Raw genomic sequence first — 16,585 nt, 5'->3', positions numbered from 1 at the left:
GAGTCCATGCGGGGCGTTCCTGCCGGTCAGGCGGCCGGGGCGAACCCCGTCACCGTCGGGTACTCGGTGGTCGTCCCCGTACCCGGGAAGACGGTGACCTTGCCGGCGGCGTCCGCGGACCAGAGGTCCGGCAGGCCGTCACCCGTGAGGTCGCCGTCGGAACCGACGCGCGGGTGCGCGGCGGGGGCCAGGGTGGTCAGGACCGGCCCGGCGGCCGGGTCGGCGAAGGCGGAGAACACCGGGGCGGCCGGGGTGCCGGTGACGGAGAAGGCGCGGACGGCGCCGTCCTGCGGGGAGCGGGCCCACAGGGTGGGGAAGTCGGTCCCCTGGGCACGGCCCGGGGTGAGCAGCTCGTAGCCGGCCCAGCGGGTGTCGTTGCCCGAGAGGAGGACGGCCTCGTCGTCGAGGTCGTTGGAGAAGCCCCGCTCCACCAGCCACAGGCGGCCGTTCTCCACGAACAGCAGCGACGTGTCCGGCAGGAACCCGTTGACCGCGCTGTCGCCGCGGGGGGAGCCGTAGGCCGCGATCTGCGTGACTTTCGACCAGTCGGGTCCGAGGCCGTGATTGCCGCAGTCGACGGTCAGGCGCTGCGCGTTGCGGCAGACGGTCGGCTTGCTGACGGTCATCGGCGCCTGACCGGTGAAGTGGCCGGCCCCGTCGTTGTCGTACAGAGAGAGGTACGGGCTGCCGGGAGCGTGCGCCAGCAGGTCGTCCACCCGCTGGTATCCCAGGGTGCCGCGGTGGGTGTACTGGACGTCCGCCCAGCTCCCGCTCTCGCCGGGAGCGGCCCCGGCACGCGCGTTCGGGGTGGCCGACGGGTTCGAACCGGGCTTGCGCAGGTTGCCCGCGGCGTCCGGGACGAGCACGTCCGGCCTGCCGTCGGCGTCGATGTCGCCGAAGGCGGCGGGGGCCGTACTCGGCTGCGCGTAGTAGTCCAGCCGGACCGGCTGGGAGACGTTGCCCGCGTTGTCCATCGTCTGGAGGTGGACGGACTGGGTGCCCCAGTCCGTGGGCTTCACCCTGATGTCGGCGGAGCCGTCCACCAGGCGCACGACACGGGAGTCGGTCGCCCCGTCCGAGCAGCTCCAGCCGACGCCGAAGACGGGCGTGTCCTGCCAGCGGGCGCAGGCGATCTCCGAGCCGGTGTCCGTGCCCTTCAGCGTGAACGTCGCCTCCACGCCGACCTTCTTGGGCATGGTGTCCGTGGTCACCTCGGCCGTCGGCGGGGTGTGGTCGACACGGAAGTGGCACCAGGCCGTGTACGGGCCGGTCAGTTTCCCGTCGGTGGCACGGGCGCGCCACGCGTACTGGCCGCCGTCCTTCAGCAGGTCGCGGGAGAGGACCGTGCTCACCTCCGGATACGTGGACCAGGAGGTCGACTGCTCCGTCCGGCCGCCCCCGTACGAGGTGTCCCAGAGCTGGAATGCCGTCCGGAGCTGCGCACCGGACGGGGAGGTGGCGGTGACGCGGGTGGTGACGTCGGTCAGCCCGACCCAGCCGGCGCCGGAGCCGGAGTACGGGTCGGTGTAGCAGTCGGAGGACAGGCCCTCGCCGGCGAAGCCGGGGGCCGGGCTGGTCCGGGGCGCCGTGACCGTGGGTGCCGCCGGGTCCGTGGCGGCGGCCGCGGGCTGCGCGGCGGCCAGACCGAGTGCCACGGCCAGAGCCGCTGCCGGTAATGCGACGCGAACAGGCGTAGGTGTCATGTGCTGTTTCCCCCCTGGGAATCACGGCTGTGGATCAACCGAATCTCTCAGAAGGAAGACCTGTTCGCACTGACAAGCGAACAACGAGCCAATCAGGCCGGGAACTTGCGGTCCACCCAGCGGAAGGTGAACTCGATGAGGGTCGCGGCGGCCGCCGCGACCGCCACCGCGGTCCACGGCATGGTGGTTCCGACCAGCTTGAGCTGGAAGAAGTCCTGGAGCCACGGCACGACCAGGACGATCAGGAAGGCGCCGCCCATCGCGCCCACCAGGGCCACGCGCCACCACGTGTACGGGCGGGCGATGATCGCGAGGACCCACATCGAGGTCAGGAACAGCGTCAGCGTCGCCGCGCTGGTCTCCGCGGGCAGGGCGTCCGCGCCCGTGTAGTGGTGCCGGGCGATCAGGTAGGTGGCGAAGGTGGCCGTCGCCGCGATCACGCCGCCGGGGATCGCGTACCGCATCACCCGCCTCACGAAGTGCGCCCTCGCGCGTTCCTTGTTCGGGGCCAGGGCCAGGAAGAACGCCGGGATGCCGATGGTGAGGGTGGACAGCAGGGTCAGGTGGCGCGGCAGGAAGGGGTACTCGACCTGCGAGCAGACCACCAGGATGGCCAGCAGGACGGAGTAGACCGTCTTGGTGAGGAAGAGGGTCGCCACGCGCGTGATGTTGCCGATGACCCGGCGGCCCTCGGCGACCACCGACGGGAGGGTGGAGAAGCTGTTGTTGAGGAGGACGATCTGCGCGACCGCGCGGGTGGCCTCCGAGCCCGAGCCCATCGAGACGCCGATGTCGGCGTCCTTGAGGGCGAGGACGTCGTTGACGCCGTCGCCGGTCATGGCGACGGTGTGGCCCTTGGACTGCAGGGCGCCGACCATGTCCCGCTTCTGCTGCGGGGTCACGCGTCCGAAGACGGAATTGCCGTCGAGGACCTCGGCCATCTCGGCCTGCTCGGTGGGGAGCCCCCGGGCGTCGACGGTGTTCTGCGCGCCGGGCAGGCCCAGTTTGCCGGCGACCGCGCCGACGGAGATCGCGTTGTCGCCGGAGATGACCTTCGCCCTGACGTTCTGGTCCTCGAAGTAGCGCAGCGTGTCGGCGGCGTCGGGGCGCAGCCGCTGCTCCAGGACGACCAGGGCGGTGGGCCGGACGCCGGTGGCGACGGCCTCGTCGTCCAGTTCGCGGGCGGACCGGGCGAGCAGCAGGACGCGCAGGCCCTGTTCGTTGAGGTCGTTGATCTCGTCGAGGGCGGGGTCCCCGGCGGGCAGCAGGACGTCGGGGGCGCCGAGCAGCCAGGTGTTGTTCTCGCCGTCGCCCTCGCTGAAGCTGGCGCCGCTGTACTTGCGGGCGGAGGAGAAGGGCAGGGACTCGGTGCACCGCCACTCGGCGCTGTCGGGGTAGGCGTCGATGATCGCCTGGAGGCTGGCGTTGGGGCGCGGGTCGGACTCGCCGAGGGCGCCGAGCACCTTCTTGACGTACGCGGGGTCCGCGCCGCCGAGCGGGCGGAGCTCGGTGACGTCCATGCCGCCCTCGGTGAGGGTGCCCGTCTTGTCGAGGCAGACCACGTCGACGCGGGCGAGGCCCTCGATGGCGGGCAGCTCCTGCACGAGGCACTGCTTGCGGCCGAGGCGGATGACGCCGATCGCGAAGGCCACGGAGGTGAGGAGGACGAGCCCCTCGGGGATCATCGGCACGATTCCGCCGACGGTGCGCGCGATGGCGTCGTTGAGGTTGTTCTCCTTGACGACGAGCTGGCTGATGATCAGGCCGATGGAGGTCGGGATCATCATCCACGTGACGTACTTGAGGATGGTGGAGATGCCGGAGCGCAGCTCGGAGTGGACGAGAGTGAAGCGGGAGGCCTCTTCGGCCAGCTGGGCGGCGTAGGCCTCGCGGCCGACCTTGGTGGCGGTGAACGCGCCGCCGCCGGCGACCACGAAGGAACCGGACATGACCTGGTCGCCGGGCTTCTTCAGGACGGGGTCGGCCTCGCCGGTGAGCAGGGACTCGTCGATCTCCAGGCCGTCGGCCTCGCCGACGGACCCGTCGACGACGACCTTGTCGCCCGGACCGAGTTCGATGACGTCGCCGAGGACGATCTCGGAGGTGGAGATCTCCGCGGTCCGGCCGTCGCGGCGGACGCTGGGTTTGGCCTCGCCGATGACGGCGAGGCCGTCGAGGGTCTTCTTCGCGCGCAGTTCCTGGATGATGCCGATGCCGGTGTTCGCGATGATCACGAAGCCGAAGAGGCTGTCCTGGATCGGCGCGACGACGAGCATGATCACCCAGAGGACGCCGATGATCGCGTTGAAGCGGGTGAAGACGTTGCCGCGGACGATGTCGGTGGTGGACCGGGAGGAGCGCACCGGGACGTCGTTGACGTCTCCGCGGGCCACGCGCTCGGCGACCTCGGCGGTGGTCAGGCCGCCCGGCTTGAAGCGGGGCGCCGGTGGCCGCACGGGGTGTACGGGGTCCAGCTCCGCCCCGGCGTCAATGGCCGTGCCGGGTCCGCCGCTCGGCTCCCGCCCGTCATGGTCGATCCTCGCCCGCTCCGTCATGCCTTCGACGGTAAGCGGGGGCGGAGGGCTTCACCCGCCGAGAAGCCCGAAGAAACGACTTGGGGATGACGTGAATCGTCCGCTGGTAGGAGGCGGTGTCGCCCCGCGGGGAGCCGGTGTCGTCCCACGGGGAGGCGATTCCCCGGGCGCGTGCGTCGGCCGGGGCCGGGGCGGGGGGCGGTTTCGGCCCGGCTGGGCCCGGCGCGTAGGCGGGGCTTCGGCCCGGCTGGGCCCGGCGCGGAGGCGCGGCTTCGGGTGGTCCGGCCGCGGTGCGGGGAGCGGGCTTCGGGGCGGGGCGGTGCCCCTCCGGGACGTCTCCTCGGCTCGCGAACCCTTCGCCGGACCGGCCCGCCGGACAGCGGTGGGTTCGCTCGGCCTGCGGGGACATCCCGGAGCGTCCCACCCCTCGGGCGCCGGCACAGCCGAGCGACCTCGGCCCGGACGGGCGCTCCGGGGCGGGCAACAGCGCTAGGGGGTGTCCTGCTGAGCCTGCGCAGCGGTGGCGGCGGCGTGGCGTTTCAGGGCGGCTTCGCGGCCGCGGACGTACCAGATGCCGATCAGGCCGAGGAAGCCCCCGGCCGCGCAGGTCCAGACCCACCACAGCTGGCCGCGGTCGGCGAACCACCCGTAGAAGGGCAGCTGGACCACGAAGAGGGCGAACCACAGGATCGTGCCGCCCGTGACCGTCGCGACGACGGGGCCCTCCAGGGGCTCGGGCGCCTCGTGCTTCGCAATCCATTTCGCCATGTCGCAAGTTTAAGCGGGCGCCGGAAAGACCCCTCGCACGGTCTACGCGCGGAGATGGACGGCCATTCCCTGATGTGTTCATACTGAAACGGTTTGGGCGCGGCCCATTTTCTTCGTATGAACCACCAATGAGGACCGTATGAGCACCCCGGCCCCCGCCCCCGCACCCGCCGCTCCGGAGCCCGCCCCCCGGGAACCCTCCGGCAGGCTGGACCGCTTCTTCAAGCTCTCCGAGCGCGGCTCGACCGTCGCCCGCGAGGTCCGCGGCGGTTTCGCGACCTTCTTCGCCATGGCGTACATCATCGTGCTGAACCCGATCATCCTGGGCAGCGCGAAGGACATGTACGGGAACCAGCTCGACAGCGGCCAGCTCGTGACGGCCACCGTCCTGACGGCCGCCTTCACCACGCTCCTCATGGGCGTCATCGGCAACGTCCCCATCGCGCTCGCCGCCGGCCTCGGCGTGAACACCGTCGTGGCCCTTCAGCTCGCCCCGCGCATGAGCTGGCCCGATGCGATGGGCATGGTGGTCCTGGCCGGCTTCGTGGTGATGCTGCTGGTCGCCACCGGGCTGCGCGAGCGCGTCATGAACGCCGTCCCGCTGGGACTGCGCAAGGGCATCGCCATCGGTATCGGCCTGTTCATCATGCTGATCGGCCTGGTCGACTCCGGCTTCGTCTCCCGCATCCCGGACGCCGCGCACACCACGGTCCCGCTCCAGCTCGGCAGCGACGGCCACCTGCACGGCTGGCCCGTACTGATCTTCGCGATCGGTACGCTGCTCACCCTCGCCCTGCTGATCCGCAAGGTCCCGGGCGCGATCCTGATCTCCATCGTGGCCATGACCCTGGTCGCGGTCGTCGTCCAGCTCGTCGCCGACCTGCCCGACTCCGGCTGGGGCCTGACCGTCCCGGCCTGGCCCGGCAACCCCGTCGCCTCGCCGGACTTCGGGCTCGTCGGCCAGGTCAGCCTGTTCGGCGGCTTCGGCAAGGTCGGGCTGCTGACCGGCATCCTGTTCGTCTTCACCGTGCTGCTGTCCTGCTTCTTCGACGCCATGGGCACGATCCTGGGCGTCGGCGACGAGGCCAAGCTGGTCGACAGGAAGACCGGCGAGTTCCCCGGCATCAACCGGGTCCTGTTCGTCGACGGCCTCGCCGTCGCCTCGGGCGGCGCGACCTCCTCCTCGGCGACCACCTGCTTCGTGGAGTCCACTGCCGGTGTCGGCGAGGGGGCCCGTACGGGTCTGGCGAACGTCGTGACGGGCGGCCTCTTCGCCGTGGCGCTGTTCCTCACCCCGCTGGCGACCATGGTCCCGTCGCAGGCCGCCACGCCCGCGCTGGTCGCGGTGGGCTTCCTGATCCTGGCGGGATCGGTCAGGGACATCGACTGGAGCGACTTCACCATCGCCGTCCCGGCCTTCCTGGCCATGGTGATGATGCCCTTCACCTACTCGATCACCAACGGCATCGGCATCGGCTTCATCGCCTTCAGCGTGCTGCGCCTGGCGACCGGCCGGGGCCGCGAGGTCCCGACCGCCATGTACGTGGTGTCGGCGGTGTTCGTCTTCTACTACGCGATGCCCGCGCTCGGCCTCGGCTAGCCGGCTCAGCGGGGCGGGCTCACGTCAGCCCGTAGAACTTCTCCGTCTCGTCAACGGCCGCCTTGAAGCGCTCGTCGAAGTCGTCGCGAATGAGCGTCCGGACCACATAGTCCTGGACGCTCATTCCGCGTTTGGCGGCATGGATCCGGAGCCTGTCGAGGAGCTCCCCGTCTATGCGCATGCTCAGCACATGTGTCCCCATGCCGAAAGAGTCGGGGCAGAGGGGGCGCACGCGGGTCACTTTCGGCCGCCGACTCACCCGTACGAGTGACCCCCCGCATGGCCGGAGAAATCCGGTGTTCTTTAGCGAGAGTAATGAGTTATTCTAAATACATGCCTGACCTCTCCCATGGCGACGACGCTGCCGCCGTGAACGACCTCCGCTCCGCCGTCATGCGGCTGGGGCGGCGCCTGAAGCACCAGCGCGTCGACGAGTCGCTGAGCCCGACCGAGATGTCGGTCCTCGGCACCCTCGCCCGCTGCGGCCAGGCCACCCCGGGTGAGCTGGCACGGCGGGAGCACGTCCAGCCGCCGTCCATGACGCGCATCGTCGCGTTGCTGGAAGCCAAGGGACTGGTCACGCTGGAACCGCACCCCGACGACCGCCGCCAGAAGGTGGTCCGCCAGACGGAGGAGGCCGAAGCGATGCTCGAAGAGAGCCGCCGCAAGCGCAACGCCTTCCTGGCCGGGCTCGCGGCAGAGCTGACCGAGGACGAATGGGCCAAGCTGCGCGCGGCCGCACCCGTCCTGGAGAAGCTCGCGCACCTGTAGGAACGACGCCAGGAGGCGAACGCTTTTGAGTACGGGAAACGGAGCAGACTCCGCACCCGGCCACATATCCACCCCCACTACCGCCGCGCGACCCGCGGCACCCGCGGCACACGCGGCACCCGCCGCACCCGCGAGCAGGAACCGCGGGATGTTCAGCTCGCTGCGGATCCGCAACTACCGGCTCTTCGCGACCGGGCAGGTCGTCTCGAACACCGGCACCTGGATGCAGCGCATCGCCCAGGACTGGCTGGTCCTCTCACTGACCGGCTCCGCCTCCGCCGTCGGTATCACCATCGCCCTGCAGTTCCTGCCGATGCTGGTGTTCGGCCTCTACGGAGGCGTACTCGCCGACCGGCTGCCCAAGCGGCCCCTGCTCCTCGCCACCCAGAGCGCGATGGGCCTGACCGGCATCGCGCTCGCCGCCCTCACCCTGGCCGGACACGTCCAGGTCTGGCACGTCTACCTCGCGGCCCTCCTCCTCGGCCTGATCACCGTCGTGGACAACCCGGCCCGGCAGACGTTCGTCCCCGAGATGGTCGGCAAGGACCAGGTCGCCAACGCCGTCAGCCTCAACTCGGCCAACTTCCAGTCCGCACGGCTGGTCGGTCCGGCGATCGCAGGCGTGCTGATCACCGCCGTCGGCTCCGGCTGGGCCTTCCTGCTCAACGGACTGTCCTTCGCCGCGCCCATCGCCGGCCTGCTGATGATGCGCACGAAGGAACTGCACCCCGCCCCGCCCCGGCCGCGCGCCAAGGGGCAGCTGCGCGAAGGACTGCGCTACGTCGCCGGCCGGCCCGAGCTGGTCTGGCCGATCGTCCTCGTCGGCTTCGTCGGCACCTTCGGGTTCAACTTCCCGATCTGGCTGTCGGCCTTCGTGAACGACGTCTTCCACGGCGACGCGGGCACCTACGGACTCTTCAACACCCTGATCGCGGCCGGCTCCCTCGCGGGTGCCCTGCTCGCGGCCCGGCGCGGACATTCCCGCCTGCGGCTGCTGGTGGCCGCGGCCGTACTGTTCTCCGTACTGCTGCTCGTGACGGCCTTCGCCCCCGGATTCTGGCTGTTCGCCGCGCTGCTCGTGCCCATCGGCGTCTTCGGCCTGACGGTCAACGTCACCGCCAACTCCAGCGTGCAGATGGCCACCGACCCCGAGATGCGCGGCCGGGTCATGGCCCTGTTCATGATGGTCTTCACCGGCGGCACCCCGCTGGGCGCCCCGCTGCTCGGCTGGATCACGGACACCTACGGCGCGCGCGTCGGCATGGCCTCGGGCGCCCTGATCTCGCTGGCCGCGTCCGTGGCCATCGGCGTCGTCCTGGCCCGGGTCGGCAACCTCCGGCTGCGGGTCGGCCGCCACGGGGTGGCCTTCGTCCCGGCCGTGCCGCACCGCCGCGAGCTGGTGACGGTCGCCTAGAACCCGCCTCCGGCAGACGCCGGCGGGGCCGGGACTGCCCTCCGCGCATTCCGGCCCCGCCCGGCGGAGCCCCTTCGGCCGGCGGGGTGCAGGGCATACGCTCACCGCATGAGACTGTTCGCCGCCGTTCTGCCGCCCGAGGAGGCCGTCGCCGAGCTGCGGGAAGCCGTACGGCCGCTCCTCGACGACCGGCTCACCTGGACCGCAGAAGCCGGCTGGCACTTCACGCTCGCCTTCATGGGCGAGGTCCGTGACGACGCGCTCCCCGAGCTGCACACCCGGCTGGAGCGGGCCGCCCACCGTACGGAGCCGTTCGGGCTGCGCCTGCACGGCTGCGGGCACTTCGGCGACCGCGCCCTGTGGACCGGCGCCGCCGGGGACCTCGACGCCATGCGGCTGCTCGCCGACCGGGCCGACGCCGCCGCGCGGCGGGCCGGGATCCCGATGGAGCAGCACCACCGGTACACCCCGCACCTCACCCTGGCCCGCAACCACGCGCAGGGACACGGCCACCGGCAGGGGCACGGCCACGGGCATGCCGCCACGCCCCTGCGCCCGTACCTGGACGCCCTCGCCGGATTCGAGGGCACGGCCTGGCAGGTGGACACGCTCAGCCTGGTCCGCAGCCACCTGCCCGTGAGCGGGGTGCCGGGCGAACAGCCCCGCTACGAGACTGTGCGCGCCTGGCCGCTGCGAACGCCGTGAGGCGGCCCGTCCTGCAGGGACGGGCCGCCTCACGTGTCTTCGTTTCAGGTGTTCACCGGAGGCTGCTCAGCCGCCGCTCGGTCGCCGCTCAGCTGCTGCTTACCAGCCGCCGACACCGATCTCCTTGCGGGCGCCCAGGCCGCCCGAGCCGGTGCCCGGGTAGAGGTAGAGCTTGCCGGTGGAGTTCTGGACCGCGATCAGGTCGTCCGACAGCTGCGAGTTCAGCAGGTCGCCGCCGATCAGGTCGGACATGCCGTTCCAGCCGCCCGAGCCGATCAGGATGCGCGGGCTCAGGTAGCCCTTGTCACCGGGGTACATGAACAGCTTGCCCGTGGACTTCTCCACCGCGACCAGGTCCTGGCGTCCGCTGTTGTTGAGGTCCATGCCGGTCAGGTTCGACATGCCGTTCCAGCCGCCGGAGCCGATCTCCTTGCGGGCGTTCAGGCCGGTGCCGTTGCCCGGGTAGAGGTACAGCTTGCCGGTGGACTTGTCGACGGCCGCCAGGTCGGCGATCTTGTCCCCGTTGAGGTTGAGGGCGGTCAGGTTGGACATGCCGTTCCAGCCGCCCGAACCGATCAGGACGCGGTTGCTGCCGGAGGCGATCGTCGAGTTGTCGGCGCCCTTGTAGAGCCACAGCTTGCCGGTGGACTCCTCGACCGCGACGATGTCGTCCTTGCCGTCGCCGGTGAAGTCGCCGCCGGTCAGGTTGGACATGCCGTTCCAGCCGCCCGAGCCGATCAGGACGCGGTTGCTGCCGGAGGCGATGGTGCCGTTGGAGGCACCCTTGTAGAGCCACAGCTTGCCGGTGGACGCCTCCACCGCGGCGACGTCGACCACGTTGTCGCCGTTGAGGTCGGCCGAGGCCAGGTCGACCATGCCGGAGGAGGCGGTACCTCCGTCACCGGGACCCTCGGGCTTCGGCTCCGGAGCCTTGGTCTCGCAGTTCTTGCTGGTCAGCGACTTGGACCAGGAGCCGGAGCCGCCGAAGGCGGTGCCGTTGAAGACCGTGCGCTGGTCGACCAGGTCGTGGCGCTGCTCGTAGTGCAGGTGGGCGCCGGAGGAGTTGCCGGTGCTGCCGACGATGCCGATCTGCTGTCCGGCCTTGACCGTGGCGCCGGTGGAGGTGTTGAAGCCGTTGAGGTGGGCGTAGACGGTGGACCAGCCGCCGCCGTGGTTGATGACCACGTACTTGCCGTAGCTGGAGCCGCCCAGGTCCCGCACCTTGGACACGACACCGTCGGCGCTCGCCACGACCGGGGAGTTGACGGTCGAGCCGCCCTGCGTCCAGTCGATCGCGTTGGCGGTGGGGCTGTGGTAGGTGCGGGAGGCACCCTGCCAGGTCTCGCCGCACTTGAACGGCATCTGGAAGTCCGGGCGGTCGTCGCCGGCGCTGGCCGCCATGGCCATCATCTGCGTGCTTTCGGGCAGGCCGAGGTCGGCCGCGGTCAGCTCGGTCATGTCGCCGTGCGGGTCCGCCGGACCGCCGTCGGCGTTCGCACCGCCGGCGGAGAGGGCGACCGCGGCGACGGTGGCGCAGACGAGGCCGGTGGCGATGCGGACCCGGCGCGACATCAGACGGGAGAAGGAGGGGGCGGAGGCGGGGGTGGAGGCGGCGGAGGCGGTGGCGGAGGTGGTGGTCTCAACAGACATGGGAATGCTTCCAAACCGGCACGAGGGTGCCAAACAGAGCGTCAGGGAAGGGGAGTTGCGAAAGGAGAGCGGGGAGAGATGCGCCGTGGCTACCAGCCGCCGGAGCCGATCTCCTTGCGCGCCCCCAGACCCGTGCCGGTGCCCGGGTAGAGGTAGAGCTTTCCGGTGGCCTTCTCGACGCCGACGAGGTCGTCGTTCGCGTTCGAGGTGAAGTCGCCGCCGATGAGGTCGTTCATGCCGTTCCAGCCGCCCGAGCCGATCTCGGTGCGGGCGCCCAGGCCGGTGCCGTTGCTCTTGTAGAGGAAGAGCTTGCCCGTCGAGGTCTCCGCCCCGACGACGTCGGTCCTGCCGTCGTTGTCGACGTCCATGCCGACCAGGTCGTGCAGGCTCTTCCAGCCGCCGGAACCGATCAGTACGCGGCTGCTTCCGCCGCCGATCGACCCGGTGCCGTTGCCCTTGTAGAGCCACAGCTTGCCCGTCGACTCCTCGACGGCGGCGACATCGGCCTTGCCGTCGCCGTTGAAGTCGCCGCCCATCAGCTGGGTCATGCCGTTCCAGCCGCCGGAGCCGATCTCCTTGCGGGAGGAGAGACCGCTGCCGGTGCCCGGGTAGAGGTACAGCTTTCCGCTGGCCTCCTCGACCGCGACGATGTCGTCCTTGCGGTCGCCGTTGTAGTCGCCGGCGGCCAGGTCGGCCATGCCGTTCCAGCCGCCGCTGCCTATCTCCACGCGGTTGCCGCCGGAGGCGATGGTGCCGTTGGAGGCGCCCTTGTAGAGCCACAGCTTGCCGGTCGAGGCCTCGACGCCGACCACGTCGTCCACAAAGTCGCCGTTGATGTCGGCCGCGACGAGGTCGGTCATGCCGGGCTTGGGCGCCGGCGGGGTGGTCACGTCGTCGACGATGTTCTTGTAGCGGACGGGCGCATAGGGGCCGTAGCCCGGGTAGTACGGGTAGTCGTAGACGCGATGGTGGACTCCGCTGGGCGTGAAGTCGAAGCCCCAGTACTGCGTGCGGTCGGAGTTGGCCCACTTCTCGAAGAGGACGACGTGTCCGGAGGCGCCCGGGTCGTCGTCCAGGAGGGCGTCGCCCGGCTTCAGTTCGGACTTGGTGATCGGCTCGGTCACGCCACGGGAGGCGAAGCTGTTGGTGGCCGGCTGGAAGTCCAGGTCCCAGGCCATCGAGACGAAGCCGGAACAGTCCGTGCGGTATCCGTTGTGACGGCCGCCGCTGCTGTAGCCCAGCCCGATACCGACCCAGCTCTTGGCCCGGGCGATGACTGAACTGCGGGTGATCTGCGTGGAGGTCGCCGCGGCGAAGCTCGTCGCCCGGAACTCCCCGTCGACCGCTTCCTCCTCGCCCTGGCCGGGGCTGCCGTAGTCGGGGTTCGTGGGGGTTTCGGCGGTGACGGCGGCCGGTGCGGCGACCGCCGCGGAGTCGACGGCGACCACGGTGCCGGCGGCGACGGCTGCGGCTATCAGTGCGGCGACGGCCGCGTGGCGGGTTCTGGGCAGGTGTCGGGACATGGCTGTGCTCCGGTTCTGGCGGGTCAGGAGGTCTGGAGGGCCGGGAGCGAGGGCTCGACCGGCGGTCCTACGAGGCGCGGTGTGCGCGGTGTGCGCGGTGTGGCGGACGGACAGCTGTCCTGCAGGTACAGCGGTCCTGGGGGCCTGCGGGTGGTGCGGGTGCTGCGGGTGCTGCGGGTGCTGCGGGTGCTGCGAAGGGTGCGGGTGCGGTGCGGTGCGCCTAGCGGGAGCCGGCCACCGCGGTGAGCGGGGTGAGCGGGGTGCCCGGCGGGCCGGCCGTTCCGGTCGCCGGGACCGGGTGGGCGGGGGCGTGGGCGGAGGCCATCGGCGCTACGGAGGTGATGGCGAGGGTGAGGGCGACGACCGCGGTGGCCCTGAGGATTCCCGTACGCATGGGGAGCTTCGTCCTTCCGAAACGAAATGATCTGGTGGCTTGAACCCGTCGCCCCAGGACGTCCCGCGGTGGCGTCCGTTGAAGGGTCTTCAGGTCCTTCGGTGCTCGTCCCCGGGGGGCTGCCCCGCTGACAAGCAATAGATTCGCCGCCGCCCGGGCCGGGCGGAAGAGAGATCGACTGGCCCGAACGGGCCATGGCCGGACCTGTCCACAGTGGCCTGATCCGGCCCCTCCGTGCGCTCTCCCGCCCGCACATACGAAAACCGCCCGGCGGGACCACTCTCGTGATCCCGCCGGGCGGCTTCGGTACCGGCAGAACCTAGGCGCGCGTGGGCAGCCAGCCCTCCTGGACGGCCCGGACCCCGGCCTCGAAGCGGCTGCGGGCACCGAGCCGCTCCATCAGCTCGTTGGCGATGCGCCGGGCCGTGCGCGAGGAGACACCCAGCCGCTTGGCTATCGCGTCGTCCGTATGCCCCTCGGCCAGCAGCCGTACCGCTGCCGTCTGTTGCGCGGTCAGGCCGTCCGGCCCGAGGACGGCCACCTCCGCCAGCGGCTGCGCCGACGCCCACGTCGACTCGAAGAGCGCGCAGAGGGCGACCAGCATGCCGTGCCCGGTCAGGACGACCGCGCCCGCCGCGGAGTCGTCGCTCACCGGGATCAGCGCCGTCCTGCGGTCCACGATGAGCATCCGCGTCGGGAGCGACGCCACCGTACGGACCTGGCCGCCGAGCTCCGTGAGCCAGTTGGCGTGCTCGACGGAGGGGCGGCTGTTGCGCACGCTGTCCAGGTAGAGGGTGCGCATACGGACGCCGCGTTCGAGCAGCGTCCTGTTCAGCGGGCGCGACGCGGCCAGGGCCGTCTCGCTCAGCGTGGCGTCCGGCGAGAACGCCAGGAGTTCCTCCTTCGTCTCCCGGGTCAGCGCGACCAGCCGGTCGCGGACCGCGTCGAGGCCGATGAGCTGCTCCACGCCCGGATGCCGGGCGGCCGGCCGCAGCTCCGAGTACTCCGAGATCAGCCGGGCCGCGGCGGCCCGGGACGCTTCCAGCCGCTGCTGCTGCGCGGCGAGTTCCGCCTGTCCCCGGGCCATCAGGATCTCCATCCCGATGTCCGGGGAGACGGCACGCAGCCGCCCGCCGGCCTCTGCGGACGGCTGGACCAGGGCCAGCTCGCTCAGCAGGTCCAGGGCCTCGCGTACGTCGTCCTCGCCGATCCCCACGGTGCCGGCGAGCGCGGCGACGCCGGACCCGGGTTCCATGAGCATGGCGCGGTAGACGGCTTCGGCTCTCGCATCGAGGCCCAGTTCGGTCAACATGTGGTTCCCCCCACCCCGTTGGCACTTCAACGAGAAGATCATCTCAAAGAAGCGCCGCCTGGCCCGATGTGTCCAGGGCCACAAACGGCCAGCCGGTTCGGTGTCCGGGGCGGGGCCGGCGGGGCGACCGTGGAGGCATGTACCTCGTCCATGCCCGTCTGCGGACGGTCCCTCCGGTGGAAGTGCCCGATGACCTGCGCGAGGCCGCCCGTGCCGGGCTGCGCCCGCGGGACCGGGTGGAGCACCTGGCCGTGCACCCGCAGTCCGCGGAGCACTTCACCCTCGGCTTCTACCTGCTCTCGGAATCCCTGGAGGAGGCGGAGCGGCATGCCGAGTCCGTCTGCCGCCGCCTGCTCGGCGCGCGGGTGCTGCCGACTGCGCGCCTGCTGGACGTCGGCGTCCCGCTGATGCCGATGGCCCTGCTGGAGCAGCGGAGCGGCTGACTCCGCCGGGCAGCGACCGGGACGGTCCGGGCCAGGCCCCTGTCCTCGTCCGTGTCCTCATCCGTCCACGGACGGTTTGGGCCAGCCGATATCTCTTCACCCCCCGCTGAGCTGCGGCTTAGCTATGTCTCACCGGAACGGGACAGCGCCACCGCGGGGTGCGGGACCGACCGGGAAGCCACCGACTCGCCACCTCACGGCACCTCCGAAGGGACACCGGACATCATGAACACCACCCGCATCGTCAAGGCCGCCGCGGTCGTCGCCCTCGCCCTCGTCCTCGGCGCCCCGGCCGTCGCCTCCGCGGCCCCGGTCTCCGCCGCGAAGCCCCCGGTCGCCGCCCAGAACGGTGACATGAGCTGGCAGTGACCGCCCGGCCACGGCCGGCAGCGCACCCACCACGGCACAGCCCCTGCGTCCATGATGCGGGGGCTGCCGCGTTACGCTCGACGGGTGGATCCCAAGACCAGAAACCGTGTGATGGCCGGCGTGCTCGTGCTGATGTTCCTCGTCGTCGCCGTGGCGGCCGCCACCGGCCAGTAGCCCCTGCGGCGGCCGCCGGGCGGCGCCCGCCGGGCGAAAGCCTCCGGCGCGGGCCCGTACGCCCGCACCTGCGCGCGCACCGTGCGTTCGCGGGGGCGAGCGTGCCACGCGCCGCTCTTGCCTGGAGTGGACTCGAAGCAGTTGGCTGGGGTCCATGAAGTACACGCAGCTCGGACGCACCGGACTCAAGGTCAGCCGACTCGTCCTCGGCACGATGAACTTCGGTCCTCAGACAGATGAACCGACCAGCCACGGCATCCTGGACTCGGCCCTCGACGCAGGCCTGAACTTCGTGGATACCGCCAATGTGTACGGATGGGGGGAGAACAAGGGCCGCACCGAGGAGATCATCGGCACCTGGTTCGCGCAGGGCGGCGGCCGGCGTGAGAAGACGGTGCTGGCCACCAAGGTCTACGGCTCGATGTCCCGCGAGGGAGACACCTGGCCCAACGAGGACCGGCTGTCGGCTCTGAACATCCGGCGGGCCGTCGACGCCAGCCTCAAGCGGCTCCAGACCGACCACATCGACCTCTACCAGTTCCACCACGTGGACCGCCGGACCCCCTTCGAGGAGATCTGGCAGGCCGTGGATGTGCTCATCCAGCAGGGCAAGATCCTCTACGCGGGCTCCTCCAACTTCCCCGGCTACAAGATCGCCCAGGCCAACGAGACGGCCGCCCGGCGCGGGATGCTGGGCCTGGTCAGTGAGCAGTGCCTCTACAACCTCGCGGAGCGGCGCGCCGAGATGGAGGTCGTCCCGGCGGCCCAGGACTACGGCCTCGGCGTCATCCCGTGGTCCCCGCTGCACGGCGGGCTGCTGGGCGGCGTCATCAAGAAGGAGGCCGTCGGCGGCCGGCGGGCCTCCGGGCGGTCGGCGGACGCCCTCGCGAACAGCACGGTGCGCGCACAGGTGCAGGCGTACGAGGACCTGCTCGACAAGCACGGACTGGAGCCGGGCGAGGCCGCCCTGGCCTGGCTGCTCACCCGGCCGGGAGTGACGGGCCCCATCGTCGGCCCGCGCACCGCCGAGCAGCTGCAGAGCGCCCTGCGCGCGCTGGAACTGGAGCTGAGCGAAGAGGTGCTGGCCGGACTGGACGAGATCTTCCCCGGCCCGGGACCGTCCCCGGAGGCCTTCGCCTGGTGATCGGGTGGAGCCGCGTGCTGCCGGGGCCCGTCGCCGGCCCCGGCAGCCCGCCCGGCCCCGGCAGCCCGCCCGGCCCGGACC

Annotated in this window: 15 protein-coding genes; 7 read left to right on the top strand and 8 right to left on the bottom strand. The window is 71.2% G+C overall.

Going from position 1 to position 16,585, the window contains the following annotated elements; genetic code table 11:
• Nucleotides 1-26: 26 nt before the first annotated feature.
• The 3 genes from AAT21_RS37730 to AAT21_RS22250 form a co-directional block, all read right to left on the bottom strand.
• A complete protein-coding gene (locus tag AAT21_RS37730) occupies nt 27-1,655 on the bottom strand; it encodes a hypothetical protein (protein ID WP_046778725.1) in 1,629 nt (542 codons plus the stop codon).
• Between the two features lie 140 nt (nt 1,656-1,795).
• The gene (locus AAT21_RS22255) at nt 1,796-4,258 is read right to left on the bottom strand and encodes a cation-translocating P-type ATPase (protein WP_046778724.1); all 2,463 of its coding nucleotides are present in this window, start codon (nt 4,256-4,258) and stop codon (nt 1,796-1,798) included.
• 468 nt (nt 4,259-4,726) lie between these two features.
• On the bottom strand, nt 4,727-5,005 hold the full coding sequence (locus AAT21_RS22250) for a DUF2530 domain-containing protein (RefSeq protein ID WP_046778723.1): 279 nt from the start codon (nt 5,003-5,005) through the stop codon (nt 4,727-4,729).
• A gap of 139 nt (nt 5,006-5,144) precedes the next feature.
• On the opposite strand from AAT21_RS22250, the gene AAT21_RS22245 reads away from it, so the two are divergent.
• Nucleotides 5,145-6,605, top strand: a complete 1,461-nt coding sequence (locus AAT21_RS22245; protein WP_046778722.1) for an NCS2 family permease — start codon at nt 5,145-5,147, stop codon at nt 6,603-6,605.
• Between the two features lie 19 nt (nt 6,606-6,624).
• Here AAT21_RS22245 and AAT21_RS22240 read toward each other — a convergent pair whose 3' ends face one another.
• Entirely contained in the window at nt 6,625-6,807 is a 183-nt protein-coding gene (locus tag AAT21_RS22240; RefSeq protein WP_030010567.1) for a hypothetical protein, read from the bottom strand.
• Between the two features lie 131 nt (nt 6,808-6,938).
• Between AAT21_RS22240 and AAT21_RS22235 the strand changes: the two genes are divergently transcribed.
• The 3 genes from AAT21_RS22235 (at nt 6,939) to thpR (ending at nt 9,495) form a co-directional block, all read left to right on the top strand.
• Complete coding sequence (locus AAT21_RS22235) at nt 6,939-7,376, top strand: MarR family winged helix-turn-helix transcriptional regulator (protein WP_030662370.1); 438 nt, start codon at nt 6,939-6,941, stop codon at nt 7,374-7,376.
• A gap of 25 nt (nt 7,377-7,401) precedes the next feature.
• Entirely contained in the window at nt 7,402-8,790 is a 1,389-nt protein-coding gene (locus tag AAT21_RS22230) for an MFS transporter (protein ID WP_412180332.1), read from the top strand.
• Between the two features lie 108 nt (nt 8,791-8,898).
• Nucleotides 8,899-9,495: an RNA 2',3'-cyclic phosphodiesterase gene (thpR, locus tag AAT21_RS22225; protein ID WP_046778720.1), complete on the top strand. Its 597-nt coding sequence runs from the start codon at nt 8,899-8,901 to the stop codon at nt 9,493-9,495.
• 99 nt (nt 9,496-9,594) lie between these two features.
• On the opposite strand, the gene AAT21_RS22220 is transcribed toward thpR, so the two are convergent.
• From AAT21_RS22220 to AAT21_RS22210, 4 genes are all read right to left on the bottom strand, one after another.
• Nucleotides 9,595-11,145 (bottom strand): peptidoglycan DD-metalloendopeptidase family protein, encoded by a 1,551-nt coding sequence (locus AAT21_RS22220; protein WP_052757941.1) that lies wholly within the window; start codon nt 11,143-11,145, stop codon nt 9,595-9,597.
• Between the two features lie 89 nt (nt 11,146-11,234).
• The gene (locus AAT21_RS34615; RefSeq protein WP_052757940.1) at nt 11,235-12,668 is read right to left on the bottom strand and encodes a C40 family peptidase; all 1,434 of its coding nucleotides are present in this window, start codon (nt 12,666-12,668) and stop codon (nt 11,235-11,237) included.
• A gap of 220 nt (nt 12,669-12,888) precedes the next feature.
• Nucleotides 12,889-13,062, bottom strand: a complete 174-nt coding sequence (locus AAT21_RS37725; RefSeq protein WP_157879770.1) for a hypothetical protein — start codon at nt 13,060-13,062, stop codon at nt 12,889-12,891.
• Between the two features lie 319 nt (nt 13,063-13,381).
• Nucleotides 13,382-14,374 (bottom strand): helix-turn-helix transcriptional regulator, encoded by a 993-nt coding sequence (locus tag AAT21_RS22210; protein ID WP_046778719.1) that lies wholly within the window; start codon nt 14,372-14,374, stop codon nt 13,382-13,384.
• Nucleotides 14,375-14,550: 176 nt separating this feature from the next.
• On the opposite strand from AAT21_RS22210, the gene AAT21_RS22205 reads away from it, so the two are divergent.
• The 3 genes from AAT21_RS22205 to AAT21_RS22200 all read left to right on the top strand — a co-directional run bounded on the left by AAT21_RS22205 (nt 14,551) and on the right by AAT21_RS22200 (nt 16,504).
• Complete coding sequence (locus AAT21_RS22205; protein ID WP_235439098.1) at nt 14,551-14,817, top strand: hypothetical protein; 267 nt, start codon at nt 14,551-14,553, stop codon at nt 14,815-14,817.
• Between the two features lie 225 nt (nt 14,818-15,042).
• Complete coding sequence (locus tag AAT21_RS37720; RefSeq protein ID WP_157879769.1) at nt 15,043-15,186, top strand: hypothetical protein; 144 nt, start codon at nt 15,043-15,045, stop codon at nt 15,184-15,186.
• 328 nt (nt 15,187-15,514) lie between these two features.
• Complete coding sequence (locus tag AAT21_RS22200; RefSeq protein WP_046778717.1) at nt 15,515-16,504, top strand: aldo/keto reductase; 990 nt, start codon at nt 15,515-15,517, stop codon at nt 16,502-16,504.
• The last annotated feature ends 81 nt before the right edge of the window (nt 16,505-16,585 follow it).

This window comes from Streptomyces yangpuensis (assembly GCF_001005295.1).
In the GTDB taxonomy this organism is placed as follows: domain Bacteria; phylum Actinomycetota; class Actinomycetes; order Streptomycetales; family Streptomycetaceae; genus Streptomyces; species Streptomyces yangpuensis.
Note: the sequence above shows the minus strand (reverse complement) of the source record. Positions and strands in the feature narration are given on the sequence as shown.